The organism is Microbacterium sp. K35, assembly GCF_004794375.1.
Taxonomy (GTDB): domain Bacteria; phylum Actinomycetota; class Actinomycetes; order Actinomycetales; family Microbacteriaceae; genus Microbacterium; species Microbacterium sufflavum.
In genome coordinates this window covers 1-15,483 of sequence record NZ_SSDM01000022.1, presented here as the reverse complement: position 1 = coordinate 15,483, position 15,483 = coordinate 1, and the positions used below count along the sequence as shown (strand labels likewise).

Sequence of the window (15,483 nt, the reverse complement as noted above, 5' to 3'; positions counted from 1 at the left end):
CGCCCGTGTCGGCCCTGGTACCGCGCTCGTCGCGCGCACCGTCACGGGCGGGCGCACCGCGGTGCCGCTCGTGGAAGGAGGTCTTCTTGGCGCCGTAGCGCGGCTCGAAGTTGGCGGCGGCGCGGCCGCCCTTGGGCTTCTTGTTCTTGGGCATGCGGGGGGTGTCCTTCTGCGTTCTCGCACGAGAACAGCGCTGCGCACGCGCGCGAGCACTCCGACGGATGCGGAGTTCCGGACGATCTGCGGCCGGGGCCATTCCTGTGATGGTTGATTCACGTCGATCGACGTTCACCATCGGCCCCTGGACTCACACTTCACACACTGAAAAACGTCCGCGCCCTGCGCGGGTGTCCGAAGCCGACCATGCCAGTGTACCGGCCGACCCTGGGAGCGACCCGCGCCCCACTACGATGACGGGGTGACCCCCGTCTCCCCCACCGGCCTCCAGGTGCACCTCGGACTCGGCGAGGTGACAGCGCAGATCGCCCAGGTCGGCGCGTCGCTGCGCTCCCTCCGCATCGGCGAGGTCGACCTCGTGCCCCCGTATCCGCTCGACACCCCCACCCCGTCGTGCTCCGGCGTCGTGCTCGTCCCCTGGCCCAACCGCATCCGCGACGGCCGCTGGGACGACGAGGGCACGGTCCGCCAGCTCACGGTCTCCGAGCCCAAGACGGCCAATGCCAGCCACGGCCTGCTCCGCTTCACGCCGTACGCGGTCGAGCAGACCGACGCCGCGGCGACCCTGCGCGCCACGGTGTATCCGCAGACGGGTTACCCGTATCTGCTCGAGACCTCGGTCGCCTACGTGCTCACCGCCGACGGCATCGAGGTCACGCACACCATCACGAACTGGTCGGAGAACGCGGCGCCGGTCGCGCTCGGCACGCACCCGTTCGTCACGATCGGCGACGTCGACCCGCACGAGCTGGTGCTGCGGGTTCCCGCGCAGACCGCCTTCGAGACCGACGACCGCCTGCTGCCGGTCGGCACCCGGCCCGCCGATCCGGCGCTGCGCACGGGGCTGCGCCTGGGCGATGCGACGCTCGACACCGGGCTGACCGATCTGGACCGCGACGCCGACGGCCGCGTGCGCCACACCCTCACCGCGCCCGACGGCCGCACCGTCACGCTGTGGCAGGGCGAGGGCTTCGACGTCGCCCAGGTGTACACGGCGCGGAACTACCCCGGCACGCCGCTCGCCGTCGCGATCGAACCGATGACGGCCCCCGCCGACGCGTTCAACAGCGGGATCGGGCTGCGCCGCCTGGCTCAGGGCGAGACCTGGACGCTGGAGTGGGGCATCACGTTCGGCTGAGGCCGACGCACCTCCTCCGATCCGCGCGCGAAGGGCCCCGATCCCCATCGTCTGATGCGCATCGGGGCCCCTTCCGCGGAGTCGTGGCGCGCTCTACTCGCCGTGGTGATCGCGCAGCTCGCGGCGACTGACCGGCGTGCCGTCCGCGTGGACCGTGGCTCCCGCGATGACGGGCTGCGCGGCCGCTCCGGTGGGCGCGACGGGTGACGCCGGGGCGTCCGGGCCGGAACCGTCGTCGCCCGTGCCGCCGTCGCCCCGCCGTGCGCGGCGCCGCTCCTTCGCGCCCTCGACGAGGTTGTACAGCGTCGGCAGCACGATGAGCGTGAGCACGGTCGAGGAGATGAGTCCGCCGATCACGACGATCGCGAGCGGCTGCGAGATGAACCCGCCGTGACCCGTGATGCCGAGCGCCATCGGCGTCAGCGCGAGGATCGTGGCGAGCGCGGTCATCAGGATGGGGCGCAGACGCTTCTCGCCTCCCGCCATCACCGCGTCAGCGGTCGACAGCCCCTTCTCTCGGTACTGGTTGACGAGGTCGACCAGCACGATCGCGTTCGTGACCACGATGCCGATCAGCATCAGCACGCCGATCAGCGAGGCCACGCCCAGGGGCACGCCCGTCACGATCTGCAGCAGGATGGCGCCGGTCGCCGCGAACGGCACCGACACGAGCAGCAGCAGCGGCTGGCGCAGCGACTTGAAGGTCGCGACCATCACCACGTACACGATCAGGATGGCCGCGAGCATCGCGAGACCCAGCTGCGAGAACGAGTCGGCCTGCTGCGAGGCGACACCGCCGACCTCGGCCGAAGCACCGTCGGGCAGGTCGACCGCGGCGATGGCGGCGCTCACCGACTGCGTGGCCACCGCGAGGTTGTCCGACGCGGGCGGGACCGTGACCGTCGCGGTCCGGCGGCCCTGCTCGGTCGTGATCGAGGTGGGGCCGTTGCGCTGCTCGACCGTCGCGATGTCCTGCAGGGGCACGATGCCCGCGGCGGTCGGGATGGCGAGCTGCTGCAGCGCCTCCACGGTCGTCGGCGGCGCGGGGTTCACGAGGTACACCGTGAGAGCGGTGTCGTCGATCTCGACCGACCCGATCTGCTGCGGGCGCATCGTGTTCGACACGATCGAGCCCACCGCGACCTCCGACAGCCCGACCTGGGCCGCGGCCTCCCGGTCGACCACGACCGCGATGTAGGGCAGCGCCTCGGCGAGGTTGTCGGTCACCTGGCCGATGCCGTCGCGCCCGTCGAGCTCCTCCACCAGCGCCGAGGTGGCGGTGGCGAGGTCGTCGCCGTTCGAGGCGGTGACGGTGATCTCGATGTCGCTGGAGCCGAAGCCGGCGGAGGAGGCCACGGTGACGTCTCCGACCTCGTCGCCGAGGCCGTCGATCGCGTCCTGCACCTCGGCGCGCAGCTTCTCCTGGTCGGCGTCGCCGTCGGTGAGCACCGAGTAGGTGATGCCGGCGCCGCCGGAGAAGGCGTCGCGCAGGGCGGAGCCGCTCGACCCGATCGAGGCCTGCACGTGCTCGATGCCGTCGATGTCGAGCAGCGCCTCCTCCACGGGCGCGGCCGCGTCGGACTTGGCCTCCAGGCTCGCGGTCGGCCCGAGATCCTGCGTCACCGTCATGGTGTTCTGCCCGGAGTCGCTGAGGAAGTTCACCTTCATGAGCGGGGCCGCGGCGAGCGTCGCGCCGAGCACGACCACCGCGAGGACCACCGTGAGTCCGGAGTGCTTCAGCGTCCAGCCGAGGATCGGCCGGTAGCCGCGCTGCAGCGCCGTCGGCGGGGCGTCGGGGTGCTCGGGGTCGATCGCGTTCCCGTGCTCGTCGAGCAGCGGCTTGCCGGGCTTGAGGAACCAGTACGCGAGCACCGGCACGATCGTGAGCGCGACCAGCAGCGACGCCACCATCGCGATCGTCACGGTCATCGCGAACGGCCGGAACAGCTCGCCGACCATGTCGCCGACGAACACGATCGGCAGGAACACCGCCACGGTCGTGATCGTCGACGCGGTGATCGCCGCGGCGACCTCCCGCACCGCGAGCCGGATCGCATCGCCCTTGTCGGCGTCGCCGACGTAGTGCCTCTTGATGTTCTCGATCACCACGATCGAGTCGTCGACCACACGGCCGATCGCGATCGTCAGCGCCCCGAGGGTCAGCACGTTGAGCGAGTAGCCGAACGCCTGCAGCCCGATGAACGTGATGAGCACGGAGGTCGGGATCGAGATCGCCGTGACCAGGGTCGAGCGCACCGAGAGCAGGAACACGAGGATCACGAGCACGGCCATCACGAGGCCGAGCAGGCCCTCGGTGGCGAGCGTGTCGATGGACTGCACGATGAACGGCGCCTGGTCGAACACGACCGTGAACTCCGCGTCGGGCAGTGCCTTGCCGATCTCGTCGAGCGCGGCAATCACGCCCTGCGACACCTCGACCGTGTTGGCGGCGGGCAGCTTGGTGATCGAGATCGACAGCGCATCCTTCCCGTCCACGCGGGAGATCGAGGTGACCGGGTCGGACGCCTGGGTGACGGTCGCGACGTCGCCGATCGTGAGGGAGGTGCCGACGAGGGGCAGCGCGGCGATCTCGTCGACCGAGGTGATCTTGGCCCCGGTCTGCACGGTCAGCGTCTCGCCGTTCTCGGTGATATCACCGCCGGGGAACAGCGTGCCGTTCTGCTGCAGGGCCGAGCTGATCGCCTGCGTGCTCTGCCCCTCCGCGGCCAGGCGGCCCACGTCGGGCGTGATGGTGATGCGCTGGCCGACCCCGCCGACGATCTCGGCTGCGTTGACGCCGTCCACGTCCTCCAGGTCGGGGATGGCGACGCTCTCGAGCTGGGCCTGCGCGTTGTCGGCGTCGTCGAAGCCGGTCACGGCCACCTGGATCACCGGGAAGTCGTCGATCGACACCGACAGCACCTGCGGCGTGACGTCCTCCGGCAGCTGCGAGGAGATGCGGTTGATCGCCTGCTGGATCTTCTGTTCGGCCGTGGCGAGGTTCGTCCCGTACGCGAACATCGCCTGCACGATCGACGCATTGGTCGTGCTGGTCGCGGTGGTCGACTCCAGGTCGGGCACGCCCTGGATCGCGGACTCGATCGGGGTGGAGACGTCGTTCTCGACCACCTCGGGCGAGGCGCCGGGGTACGTCGTCATGACCACGAGCGCGGGCAGCTCGAGCGAGGGGATCAGCTCCTGCTTGAGGTTGGTGAGCGCGAGCCCGCCGAACACGGCCGCGACGATCGTCACGAGCGCGATGAGGGCGCGGTTCTTCAGGCTGAGGATGGCGAGTTTCGACAAGGCGTGTTCCTCGGTGTCAGGGGGTGGCTGTCGCAGCGGAGGGGGTGGAGAGGGGCTCTCCGAGGATCCGCGCCAGTGCGGTCTCGAGGAAGGACTGATCGAGGCGGTCGTCGCGGATGTGCGTGCTCCACATGACCCCGTCGATGAAGATCATCGCCGCTTTGGCGCGGTCGGCGCCATAGGTCGGCTCGAGCAGGTCGACCAGGCGGTCCGACAGGTGGCGGGCGAGTTCGCGCAGTCGCGGGTCGTGCACGGCCGCGGTGACCACGGCGCGGTCGGCCTGCACGGCGTGGCCGTCTTCGGCGCTCCGGCACACGAGGGCCGCGATCACCCCGGGCCCCGCTCCCTGCTCGGCGAGGGTCTGCCGCACGCCGTCGAGCCGGGACTCGATCTCGTCGGCGAGGGCGCGGAACGCGGCGCCGCGGAGGTCGTCGAGCGTGGCGAAGTACTGCGTCGTGGCGCCGAGCGGCACCCCCGCCCTGGCGGCGACCATGCGGTGCGTGATGGCCTCGGCGCCGACCTCGACGATCAGCTCGGCCGCGGCGGTCACGATCTCCCGGCGGCGCGCTTCGGGGTCGCGCCGTCGACGCCCGCTCTCCGCCATCCCGCACCTCCCGCACACCCGTACATGTACGTTTGTACATTCGCTCCGGTGTGAGGAGCCTGAGAGCCGCGGCTCCGCGTCGGCTCAGGCCGCGGCGGTCTCGACCTGTCCGCGCTCGAAGTAGGCCACGAGGTCGGGGTCGAGCGGCGGCACCGCGATCGCCGAGCCGTCTCCGCGCAGCGACGCGGTCGCGAGGATCCCGGCCGCCACGGCCTCGCGCGCTGCAACCGGCGAGGTCGCGGTGAGCCCGCCGTGTCGCACGAACCGGAGGAACTCGGCGACGAGCAGGGCGTCCGCCCCGTCGTGGCCCGCGTCCGGCACCTCCGGCACGATGAAGGTCTCGTCGGCCGGGGCCGCTCCCGCGTGCCGCCGGTTCCACAGCCGCACCTCGCTGCCGGCCACGTCGCCGAGGTTCTCGATGCGGCCCTCGGTGCCGATCACCGTGTAGTTGCGCCAGTAGTCCGGCGTGAAGTGGCACTGCTGGTACGACGCGAGGATCCCGCCCTCGAGCTGCAGGTTCACCATCGAGATGTCCTCCACGTCGACCACGGGGTGCAGCCCGGTGAGCGCCGTGGGCGGCCAGTTGTCCATGCTGAACCAGTCGGGCATCCGCTCCCCCGTGCGGTCGCGGCGGTCGGTGATGTCGCCGTACACGCTCAGCCCGCCCATCGCCGCGACCCGCTCCGTGTAGGCGCCGGCGAGCCAGTGGATGATGTCGAGGTCGTGGGCGCCCTTCTGCAGCAGCAGCCCGGTGGTGCGGCTGCGGTCGGCGTGCCAGTCCTTGAAGTAGAAGTCGCCGCCGTGGCCGACGAAGTGCCGCACCCACACGGCCTTGACCTGGCCGATGCGCCCCTGCCGGATCAGGTCGCGCATCAGGGTGATCACGGGCATGTGACGCATGTTGTGCCCGATGTAGAGACGGGTGCCGGTGCGCCGCGCGGTGGCGAGCATGCGGTCGGCGTCGGCGAGGTCGATCGCGAGCGGCTTCTCGCAGAACACGGGCACCCCGGCCTCCAGCGCCCGGATCGTCAGGGCGGCGTGGGTGTCGTCCGGTGTGAGCACCATGACCGCGTCGACGCCCGAGGCGAGCAGGTCGTCGAGCGAGCCGGTGATGAGGGCGTCGGGCACGAGCGCGCGGGCGTCGTCCCTGGCGCGGGGCGAGAGGTCGCACACCGCCGTGATGCGGGAGCCGTGACCCGGGCGGTGCACCTCCTCGTGGAGGGTGGAGCGCGCGCCGAAGCCGATGATGCCGATGTGGAGGTCCAACAGAAGTCCTTCGTGAAAGTCGATGCAGAGAGGGGTGGCGGCTCAGCGGGCGCGCGGGGCGGGGGCGTCGAGGTCGGTCGAGCCGCCGGGGACGAGCGACCACGGGAACTCGTGCAGGGTTCCCGGCGACGGATCGCTCTCGAGGGCGCGGTCGACGATGATGCGCGCCTGCCGCTCGTAGAAGTCGGTGGGGCCGACCGTGGTCAGCGTCGGGGCGATGAGCCGGGCGTCGGGGGTGTTGCCGACGCCGATCACCGCGACGTCGTGCGGCACCCGCAGCCCGAGCATGTGGGCGGCGTTGATCGCGGCGATCGCGGCGAAGTCGGTCGTGGCGTAGACGGCGTCGGGGCGATCGTCCCGCGACAGCAGCTCGATGGCCGCGGTGAACGCGCTCGCCTGGGTCTCCGCGTAGGTCACGGTCCACTCCGGCGTGCGCTCGATCCCGGCCGCCGCGAGCTTCTCGACGTAGGGCGTGTACCGCGTCACCTGCGTCCCCGCGAGGCGCACGGCCCCCTCCGCGGCGATGCAGCCGATGGCGGTGTACCGTTCCAGGAGGTGGTCCATCGCGAGCTCGCACCCGGGGATCGCGTCGGAGCGGATCACGTCGAAGCCGTCCGGCTCCAGGTGCTCCGAGAACACGACGAGCCGCTGTCCGCGCTTGACGAGGTCGCCCAGCCGCCGGGCGTCCTCCTCGTCCAGGCCCACCCCGTCGAGGTAGGCCACGTCGCTCTCCACGCGGTCGAGCGCGGCGTGCCAGTCGCCGTCCGCGAGGATCAGCGTGGTCAGGCCGTGCTTGTTGGCCTCGGCGTTCACGGCGTCGGCCACCGCGAGCGACCACGGGTCGCTGAGCATGTGCAGGGAGAGCTGCACCATGCCGCTGCGCCCGGTGCGGATGGCGCGCGCCGCGGTGTTCGGGCGGTAGTTCAGCTCCTCCGCCGCGGCGAGCACCCGGGCGGCCGTGGCCTCGGCGACACCGGCGCCGCTGGCACCCGCCCGTCCGGAGAACACGTACGACACGGTCGCGGTCGATACCCCGGCGCGCTCGGCGACCATCCGCAGGGTCGGGCGGCGGGCCGGGACGTGTTCACGCTGTGCCATGACTCAGCCCTTCGTCCCGCTGAACGCGATGCCCTGGATGAACTGCCGCTGCAGGATCATGAAGGTCACCAGCATGGGCAGCGTCGCGAGCAGGGCGCCCGCCATCAGCACCGGGTAGTCGGTGCCGTGGATGCCGACGAGCTGGGAGAGCCCCACCGACAGCGGCATCTTCGCGGGGTCGGTGGTCACGATCAGCGGCCACAGCAGATCGTTCCAGGACCACAGCACGGTGAACACCACAAGTGCGATGATGCCAGGCTTCGCGAGCGGAACCATGATCCGCCAGAAGGTCTGCCACGGATTCGCGCCGTCGATGCGCGCCGCCTCCTCCAACTCGGCGGGCATCGACAGGAAGAACTGCCGCATCAGGAAGGTGCCGAAGGCGCTGAAGATGCCGGGCACGATGAGCGCCTGGAGCGTGTTGAGCCAGCCGAGCGACTGGATGATCTCGTACTGCGGCAGCAGGTAGAGCTGCGACGGCACCATCAGCACCGACAGGAACACGACGAACAGCGCGTTGCGGCCGGGGAACGGGATGCGCGCGAAGGCGTAGCCGGCCATGGTGCACAGCGCGACCTGCCCCACGGTGCGGCCGACCGTCAGCAGCACCGAGTTGAGGAACATCTGGCCGAACGGCATCGAGTCGAACACCTCGGCGAAGTTCGTGAACACCCACTCGCGCGGCAGGAACGAGGGCGGCACCTGCACCGAGTCGGACAGCGTCTTGAACGAGGTCAGCAGCTGCCAGACGAACGGGAACACCATGAGCACGGCGCCGAGGATCAGCACCACGTGCACGATCCACAGCCCGCGGTTGCGGGGGCGTCCGGCGCCGCGCGAGCGCGTGGACGCGGCGCCGACCACGGCCCGGGTGTCGAGGGAGACGTCACTCATAGTGCACCCACTTCTTCTGGAGCCGGAACTGCACGATGGTCAGCACGAGGATGATGAGCAGCAGCAGGAACGCGACGGCGGCCGCGTAGCCGCGGTCGTTGTCGAGGAATCCGGCTTCGTAGAACAGGTAGACGACCGTGCGGGTGTTCGGCATCGCGGGGTTGCTGCGGCCGAGCATCATGTAGACGAGGTCGAACACCTGGAGCGCGCCGATCACGCTGATCACGCTCACGAAGAAGATCGACGGCGACAGCAGCGGGATCGTGATCGAGAAGAACTTCCGCACGGGTCCGGCGCCGTCGAGGTCGGCCGCCTCCATGATCGTGTCGGGGATGCCCTGCAGCCCGGCGAGGAAGATGACGATGTTGGTTCCGAGTCCGGCCCAGATGCCGACCACGGCGATCGCGACGAGCGCGGTGTTCGGGTCGGTCAGCCAGCTGCGCCCCTCGATGCCCACCGCGGCGAGCGCGGCGTTGAGCACGCCGTAGTCGCCGTTGTAGATCATGCGCCACACCAGCGCGATGGCGGCGGGCATGGTCACGACGGGGATGAAGTAGAGCGTGCGGTAGGCGCTGCGCCCCTTCAGGCCGGTGGTGTTGAGCAGGGCGGCGATGCCGACGGCGATCGGGATGCCGATCAGGGCGATCACGGTGTAGACGGCGGTGTTGCGCAGCGCGCCGAGCAGCTCGGGGTCCTGGAGGAGTCGCGCGTAGTTGTCGAAGCCGATCCACTCGGAGCCGCCGAACGGCCCCGACTTGGTGAACGAGATGATGAGCGTGCGCACGGTCGGCCACAGGTAGAACACGGCCAGGCCGAGGGCGGTGGGGCCGAGGAACACCAGGGCCCACCAGGGCGAGGCGCCGGGGGTGCGGCGCCGGCGGCGGACACCGGAGGGGCGGGCCTCCGGCGTCCGCTCGGCCGTCGGCGCGACCGCGCGGGGCGCGATGACGGTCATGCGCTCACTCCTGCTCGCCGTCCAGCGCGGTCTGCATCTGTGCGGCGAGGTCCTTCAGGCCGTCCTTCGGGGTGACGGCACCCGACCACACCTGCGACAGCACCTCGCTCTCGATGCTGGTCCACGCCGAGGTGTTCTTCGACACGGGGTAGGGCACGGCGGTGTCGAGCGCGTCGATGTACACCTGGAGGTCGTACTGCGGGAGGGCGTCAACCCAGGCCTGCTGGGTGCCGTTGAACGCGGGGATCACGGTGCCGGTCTCGGCCTGGATCTTCGCGGCCTGCTCCCCGCTGGCGAAGGCGGCGAAGTCCCGGGCGGCGTCGAGGTGCGGGCTCTTGGCGTTGGCGACGTTGCCGACGCCGTGGATCACGCTCTGGTTGCCCTCGGGCCCGGCCGGCAGCGGGGCGACGTCGACCGTGCCGCCGATGTCGGCGTTGTCGGCGTAGGCGATGGCGGCCCAGGAGCCGTTCTGGAACATGGCGACCTTGCCGGAGAGGAAGAAGTCCTCCGGGTTGGTGTCGGTCATCTGCTGCGCGGTGGGTGAGGACCCGTCCGCGATGAGGTTCGTCCACAGCTCGATGCCCTCCAGCGCCTCGGGCGAGCCGTAGCCGCTCTCGGTCCCGTCGGCGGAGATGACCTCGCCGCCGGCCTGGGCGATCGAGTTGTAGAAGTTCTCCTGGCCGTACTGGCTGGCGGCGATGCCGTACTGACCCGTGGCGGGGTCGGTGAGCTTCGCGGCCGCGGCGGTGAAGTCGTCCCACGTCCAGCCGGCGCTGGGGTACTCCACGCCCGCGGCGTCGAACAGCGCCTTGTTGTACCAGAGGGCGACGGTGTCGAAGTCCTTCGGGGCGCCGTAGAGCTTTCCGTCGTAGGTGTACAGGTCGACGAGGCCCTGCGGGTAGTCGGAGGCGTCGACGCCGTCGAGCGGGGCGAGCTGGCCGTTGGAGGCGTAGAGCTGGAAGTTGGGGCCGTTCATCCAGAAGACGTCGGCGGCGGATCCCCCGGTGACGGCGGTCTGGAGCTTGGTGAAGTACTCCTTGTAGGGCGTGACCTGGATCTCGATCGTGACGTTCGGGTGCTCCTCGGTGTAGGCGGCGGCGATGTCCTCCATGGCCGGCTTCTGGTTCTCGTCCCAGATGGCGTAGCTGAGGGTGATGTCGCCGTCGGACGACTCCCCGGTGGCGGAGGAGGAGCAGGCCGACAGCGCGAGGACGGCGGCCGCCGAGGCGGCGAGGGCGCCGAGGGCGCGACGGGTGGTGCGGGGCATCGAGGTCTCCTTTGACGGGTGCACGAGCGGGTGGAACGCAGTGTTAACCGTTTAGCGTTAAACGATTAGCACGAGAGTAGCGGCGCCCACCGGCACTGCGCAAGGGCGGATCAGAGAAGCGCGCCGAGGCCCAGGCCGAGCACGGCCGCGAGCAGCCCGAGCAGCAGCATGCCGACCGCGTCGAACACCGCCGCGGGCTTCGCGCCGTCGCGCCACAGGGCCACCGCGTCGAGCATGGCCGTGCTGAACGTGGTGTAGCCGCCCAGCAGCCCCGCCCCCAGCACGAACGCCTGCTCGGGCAGCGCGGACGTCACGAGGCCGAGCGCGAACGACCCGCTCAGGTTCACCGCCAGGATGCCCCACGGGAAGCGGCGCCCCGCGAGCCGTGCCACCCCGAGGTCGAGCAGGTAGCGCAGCACCGCACCGACGCCGCCCGCGAGCGCCGCCGCGAGGAACAGCAGCGGGCTCACGACGCCCCTCCCCGCCGGGGTCGTCCGAGCCGCAGGCCGAGCGCGGCGGCAGCGAGCCCGAGCACCAGGCTCCCGGCGGCGTAGGCGACCGCGAGCAGCGGGGCCGTGTCCCACAGCGCGACCGTCCCGGTCATGAAGGCGCTGTAGGTCGTGAAGCCGCCCAGCACCCCGGTGCCGAGCAGCAGCCGCAGGTCGGCCGAGGCGGGGAGCCGTGCCGCCACCACCCCGATCAGCAGCGCCCCGAGGAGGTTGGCGAGCAGCACCGCGAGCGGGAATCCCCCGGGGTCGGGCAGCGCGAGGCCGAGCGCCAGCCGCGCCGCCGTGCCGACCGTGCCGCCCAGGGCGACGAGCAGCACGCGGCGGAGGTTCACGTTGGCCACTGTACTGCCGCATGACAGCGCGACCGTCCGTTGTCAAGCCGCTGGGAGCCCGGCCGCCGCCGTCGTTCACTGGTCGCATGATGCCTCTCTGGAAGGTCGACCAGGCCGCGCCCCTCGGCACCCCCTTCGACCCGGGTGCACGGCACGACGTGATCATCGTCGGCGCGGGACTCACCGGGCTCTCCACCGCGGTCATGCTCACGCGCGCCGGTCTCGATGTCGCGGTGCTCGAGTCGGGCGCGATCGCCGAACTGGCGTCCGGCGGGAACACCGGCAAGCTGTCGCTGCTGCAGGGGAAGCAGCTCGCCACGATCCGGCAGCACCACAGCGCCTCGCTCGTGCAGGCCTACGTCGACGCGAACCGCGCCGGCATGGACTGGCTCACGGGCTTCGCCGACAGCGCCGGGGTGTCGTACACGCAGCGCACCGACCACACCTACGCGCAGAGCGCCGAGGGCATGGAGTCGGTGCGCGACCAGCACGCCGCAGCCCGCGAGGCCGGACTTCCGACGCGGCTGCTCACACCGCACGAGCTGTCCACGCCGTTCCCGGTCGCGGGCGCGGTCGCTCTCGACCACCAGGTCACGATCGACCCGGTCGCCGTGGCCGACGCCCTGGCGAAGGAGTTCGTGGCGAACGGCGGCACCCTCCACACCGGCGTCCGGGTCACCGGGGCGCATGCCCTCCCCGACCCGCGGGTCGAGACCGCCGCCGGGCCGATGTTCGCGGAGCACATCGTCCTCGCCACCGGAACCCCGATCCTGGACCGGGGTCTGTACTTCTCCAAGGTGGCCGGGATGCGCTCCTACTGCGTATCGTTCCGGGTCTCCGGGGGCGTGCCGGAGGGCACGTTCATCTCGGCGGACAGTCCCACGCGGTCGATCCGGCCGGTGTCGCACGCCGACGGCCCCGGGGGCACGGCGCAGCTCGTCGTGGGCGGCAACGGCCACCCGGTGGGGCGCTCGGACGGCGAGACCGCGGCCATCGACGACCTCGTGTCGTGGACGCGGCTGCACTTCCCCGACGCGGAGGAGACGCATCGCTGGTCGGCGCAGGACTACCAGTCGCACAACCTCATCCCGTTCGTGGGGGCGCTGCCCCGCGGACTCGGCCGCATCCGGTTCGCGACGGGGTACGCCAAGTGGGGGCTGTCGAACGCCCCGGCCGCAGCGCTGCGGCTCACCGAGGAGGTCATCGGCACGAAGCGCAGCGAGCGCCCGTCGTGGATGATCCGCATCGGCACGCGGCTGACCGTTCCCGCCGATCTGGCGCGGGGCGCGGTCGAGGGCGCCAAGGTGGCCGCGGCGGCGACCAAGGGCTGGGTGGATGCGGAGGCCACGCCCGTGCCGGTGCCGCAGCCGGCGGAGGGCGAGGGCGTCGTGGCGAACCGGGGCGGGCGACCCGTGGCGATCTCGACGGTCGACGGCGTCACCCGTGCAGTGAGCGCCGTGTGCACGCACCTCGGCGGGGTGCTCGACTGGAACGACGCGGAGTGCACGTGGGACTGCCCGCTGCACGCCTCCCGCTTCGCCGCGGACGGCACGCGCATCGAGGGGCCGGCGCTGGAAGACCTGCGGTCGTTCCCGCGCACGACCGAGCCCTGAGCGTCAACGCAGCGAACTTTTCCCCCGTCGCCTCGCACCCGCGAATGGCATCAGGCGTGAGCCACGGGTCGTAACGCCCATCGGCTTGTGCCTGGTGCACCGTCTCCACGCGACGAAGAACCGCCGAAAACGGTGCTGCCATCCTTCCGGCGCGATTCGGTTTCGGCAGGGGGTTTCGGCGGAACATTCTTGCGTGTCGTGCACCTGGTCGTCGACGTCGATGAGGCTGCCGGAAACGATCGTTTACGGCAGGGTGGCCTCCCGAACTTCAAGACTGCGTGCACATCAGCTCCACCGTCCCTGATCAGCGCCGCGCTCGCCTGCACTTGGAACCAACCTCAGTAGGGTTGGGTGACATGACCGATTTGCGGGACGACACCGAGATCACCGAGAGCCTCATCCGCAGTCTGCTGCGAGACCAGCATCCGGACCTCGCTGAGTTGCCGCTTCGTGAGGTGGAGGGCGGCTGGGGTAACCAGATGTGGCGCCTCGGGGACGAACTGGCCGTGCGGATCCAGCGCATGGATACCGACTTCGACCACCAGCTCAAGGAGCGCCAGTGGCTACCGCTGCTCGCCCCGCGCCTGCCATTGCCGATCCCAGTCCCGATGCGAAGTGGCGCACCTTCGGAGCGGTTCCCCAAGATGTGGACAGTCATGACTTGGGTGCCGGGCCTTCCACTGGACCAGGCGTCAATCACGCGCAGCGAGCACGCGGCCGACACCTTGGCGGCGTTCCTCCGGGCGCTGCATGTGGCTGCCCCCGCAGATGCACCGGCTGACACGCTTCGTGGTGGGCACCCGAGTGACCTCACGAACGGCTTCGACGACTTTCTCGGATCCGTTGACGTGGACGTGATCGGCTCGGACGTCGCCGCAGTTCGGGCCGTCTGGGAAGATGCCGTTGCGGCACCCGCATGGACGGGGCCACCGGTGTGGGTGCACGGGGACCTGCATCCGGCGAACGTCGTGGTCGAAGACGGGACGCTGGCGGGCGTCGTGGACTTCGGCGACCTATTCGCCGGCGATCCGGCTGTGGACCTAGCCGCCGCCTGGCTGCTGCTGCCGATGGGCGCGGCAGCACGCTTCTTCACCGTCTACGCCAATGCTGACGACGCGGCGATTCGACGTGCCCGCGGGTTGGCCGTACTGAAGTGCCTTTTCCTGATGCTGATGGGCCAGAACGGCGATCGCGGTTTGCCCGGCGGCAAGCAGGCGTGGGGGCCGGCGGGCCGGACGGCGCTCGACCGGGTCCTCGCGGACGTCGGACACGAATCTGCGAGCACGCCGGACGCATAGGGATCCCCTTCCGGCGAATCCTCGGTGTCTTAGGCATGAGCCGTAACCGGGGGTCAACCTCAGCCGAGAACTGCCGCCACGCAGTGGTTCCGGACGACGTTAACGGCGCGACCCCGTCAGCGCAGCGGCTCATCCCACCCCTGCTGCGGGGTGTCGCAGCTCTCGCGGAAGACGTACTGCGACGCGAGCTTGCGCTGGCTGCTCGACCAGTCGATCGCCGGGCGCCGCTGCTCGGGCGGCAGGTACCCCAGCCGGTACACGGCCATGAGCTCCAGGTCGTCGGGCACGCGCAGCAGTGACACGATCTCGTCCCAGCGCCCCGGCACCTCCATCGGGAAGGAGATGAACTGGATGCCCATCCCGAGCTCGACCGTGGTGAGCCACACGTTCTCCATCGCGGCCCCCATGCTGAACACGGAGTAGAACGACGACAGCTGTCCCGGCCGGTATTCGCTGCGGTCGAGCATCACCCCGAGAAGCAGCGGCGACCCTGCCACGAGCTTGCGGTTCTCCGAGCCGAGCGTCTTCGGCACCCCGAACGTGTTCATGAGCGTCTGGCCCCGCTTCGTGAACACCTGCGAGGTGAACGGCCGCAGCGGAGCGGGGAGCTTGTCGAACAGCATCCCGCTGCGCTTCTGCTCCATCTCCTCCTCGCTGAACCGGAAGTACGGCTTGTAGCGCTCGAAGAAGGTGCCGTTCGACATCGCCTCGGTCATGCTCTCGCCCGAGATGCGCGCGATCTGCTCGATGGTGTCGCGGTTCTCGATCACCACGAAGCGCCACGGCTGGCTGTTCAGCTGCGACGGCGCCCGCCCTGCCGCTTCCAGCAGGATGCGCTGGTGCTCCTTCGACACGGGGTCGGGCAGGAACGGGCCGTTGGTGGTCTTGCGGCGGCGGATGGCGTCGAGGAGTTCCATGCGTTCACTTCCGGTCGGCGGAGCGGGAGAGCAGCAGTCCCGCGAGGACGAAGGGCGCGGCGGCCAGCGCCACGAGCGGGTGGCGGCGCGTGTGCGTGCCGAGGTACGGGAT

At 70.6% G+C, this 15,483-nt stretch carries 13 protein-coding genes; 3 read left to right on the top strand and 10 right to left on the bottom strand.

Features of this window, described 5'->3' with window-relative positions; genetic code table 11:
* The first annotated feature begins 418 nt into the window (after positions 1–418).
* Positions 419–1,315 carry an aldose 1-epimerase family protein gene (locus tag DW299_RS00435; RefSeq protein WP_136035254.1) on the top strand — a complete coding sequence of 299 codons (897 nt, stop codon included), beginning with the start codon at positions 419–421 and terminating at the stop codon, positions 1,313–1,315.
* A gap of 93 nt (positions 1,316–1,408) precedes the next feature.
* Here the strand turns inward: DW299_RS00435 and DW299_RS00430 are convergent, their stop codons facing one another.
* The 9 genes from DW299_RS00430 to DW299_RS00390 form a co-directional block, all read right to left on the bottom strand.
* Entirely contained in the window at positions 1,409–4,618 is a 3,210-nt protein-coding gene (locus tag DW299_RS00430) for an efflux RND transporter permease subunit (protein ID WP_136035253.1), read from the bottom strand.
* 16 nt (positions 4,619–4,634) lie between these two features.
* Positions 4,635–5,222, bottom strand: coding sequence for a TetR/AcrR family transcriptional regulator (locus DW299_RS00425; protein WP_136035252.1), 588 nt, complete (start codon positions 5,220–5,222; stop codon positions 4,635–4,637).
* A gap of 84 nt (positions 5,223–5,306) precedes the next feature.
* Complete coding sequence (locus tag DW299_RS00420) at positions 5,307–6,488, bottom strand: Gfo/Idh/MocA family protein (protein ID WP_205814302.1); 1,182 nt, start codon at positions 6,486–6,488, stop codon at positions 5,307–5,309.
* Between the two features lie 42 nt (positions 6,489–6,530).
* Positions 6,531–7,586, bottom strand: coding sequence for a LacI family DNA-binding transcriptional regulator (locus DW299_RS00415; protein ID WP_136035250.1), 1,056 nt, complete (start codon positions 7,584–7,586; stop codon positions 6,531–6,533).
* 3 nt (positions 7,587–7,589) lie between these two features.
* Positions 7,590–8,480: a carbohydrate ABC transporter permease gene (locus tag DW299_RS00410; RefSeq protein ID WP_205814301.1), complete on the bottom strand. Its 891-nt coding sequence runs from the start codon at positions 8,478–8,480 to the stop codon at positions 7,590–7,592.
* Entirely contained in the window at positions 8,473–9,435 is a 963-nt protein-coding gene (locus tag DW299_RS00405) for a carbohydrate ABC transporter permease (protein WP_136031392.1), read from the bottom strand. Before DW299_RS00405 ends, DW299_RS00410 begins: the two co-directional genes overlap by 8 nt.
* A 4-nt stretch (positions 9,436–9,439) precedes the next feature.
* On the bottom strand, positions 9,440–10,702 hold the full coding sequence (locus tag DW299_RS00400) for an ABC transporter substrate-binding protein (RefSeq protein WP_136031390.1): 1,263 nt from the start codon (positions 10,700–10,702) through the stop codon (positions 9,440–9,442).
* A 110-nt stretch (positions 10,703–10,812) separates the two neighbouring features.
* Positions 10,813–11,172: a fluoride efflux transporter FluC gene (locus DW299_RS00395; protein ID WP_136031388.1), complete on the bottom strand. Its 360-nt coding sequence runs from the start codon at positions 11,170–11,172 to the stop codon at positions 10,813–10,815.
* Entirely contained in the window at positions 11,169–11,543 is a 375-nt protein-coding gene (locus tag DW299_RS00390) for a CrcB family protein (RefSeq protein WP_240744567.1), read from the bottom strand. The genes DW299_RS00395 and DW299_RS00390 overlap by 4 nt, the downstream gene beginning before the upstream one ends.
* Positions 11,544–11,629: 86 nt before the next feature.
* On the opposite strand from DW299_RS00390, the gene DW299_RS00385 reads away from it, so the two are divergent.
* Positions 11,630–13,156, top strand: coding sequence for an FAD-dependent oxidoreductase (locus DW299_RS00385; RefSeq protein ID WP_136035249.1), 1,527 nt, complete (start codon positions 11,630–11,632; stop codon positions 13,154–13,156).
* Positions 13,157–13,512: 356 nt separating this feature from the next.
* On the top strand, positions 13,513–14,454 hold the full coding sequence (locus DW299_RS00380; RefSeq protein WP_136035248.1) for a phosphotransferase: 942 nt from the start codon (positions 13,513–13,515) through the stop codon (positions 14,452–14,454).
* A gap of 116 nt (positions 14,455–14,570) precedes the next feature.
* Here DW299_RS00380 and DW299_RS00375 read toward each other — a convergent pair whose 3' ends face one another.
* Positions 14,571–15,371 (bottom strand): nitroreductase family protein, encoded by an 801-nt coding sequence (locus tag DW299_RS00375; RefSeq protein ID WP_136035247.1) that lies wholly within the window; start codon positions 15,369–15,371, stop codon positions 14,571–14,573.
* Between the last annotated feature and the right edge of the window lie 112 nt (positions 15,372–15,483).

Excerpts from the sequence above, each read along its gene's own strand:
- DW299_RS00425 (WP_136035252.1), bottom strand. The coding sequence starts at position 5,222 with ATGGCGGAGAGCGGGCGTCGACGGCGCGACCCCGAAGCGCGCCGCCGG.
- DW299_RS00415 (WP_136035250.1), bottom strand. The coding sequence starts at position 7,586 with ATGGCACAGCGTGAACACGTCCCGGCCCGCCGCCCGACCCTGCGGATG.
- DW299_RS00410 (WP_205814301.1), bottom strand. The coding sequence starts at position 8,480 with ATGAGTGACGTCTCCCTCGACACCCGGGCCGTGGTCGGCGCCGCGTCC.
- DW299_RS00405 (WP_136031392.1), bottom strand. The coding sequence starts at position 9,435 with ATGACCGTCATCGCGCCCCGCGCGGTCGCGCCGACGGCCGAGCGGACG.
- DW299_RS00400 (WP_136031390.1), bottom strand. The coding sequence starts at position 10,702 with ATGCCCCGCACCACCCGTCGCGCCCTCGGCGCCCTCGCCGCCTCGGCG.
- DW299_RS00385 (WP_136035249.1), top strand. The coding sequence starts at position 11,630 with ATGATGCCTCTCTGGAAGGTCGACCAGGCCGCGCCCCTCGGCACCCCC.
- DW299_RS00380 (WP_136035248.1), top strand. The coding sequence starts at position 13,513 with ATGACCGATTTGCGGGACGACACCGAGATCACCGAGAGCCTCATCCGC.
- DW299_RS00375 (WP_136035247.1), bottom strand. The coding sequence starts at position 15,371 with ATGGAACTCCTCGACGCCATCCGCCGCCGCAAGACCACCAACGGCCCG.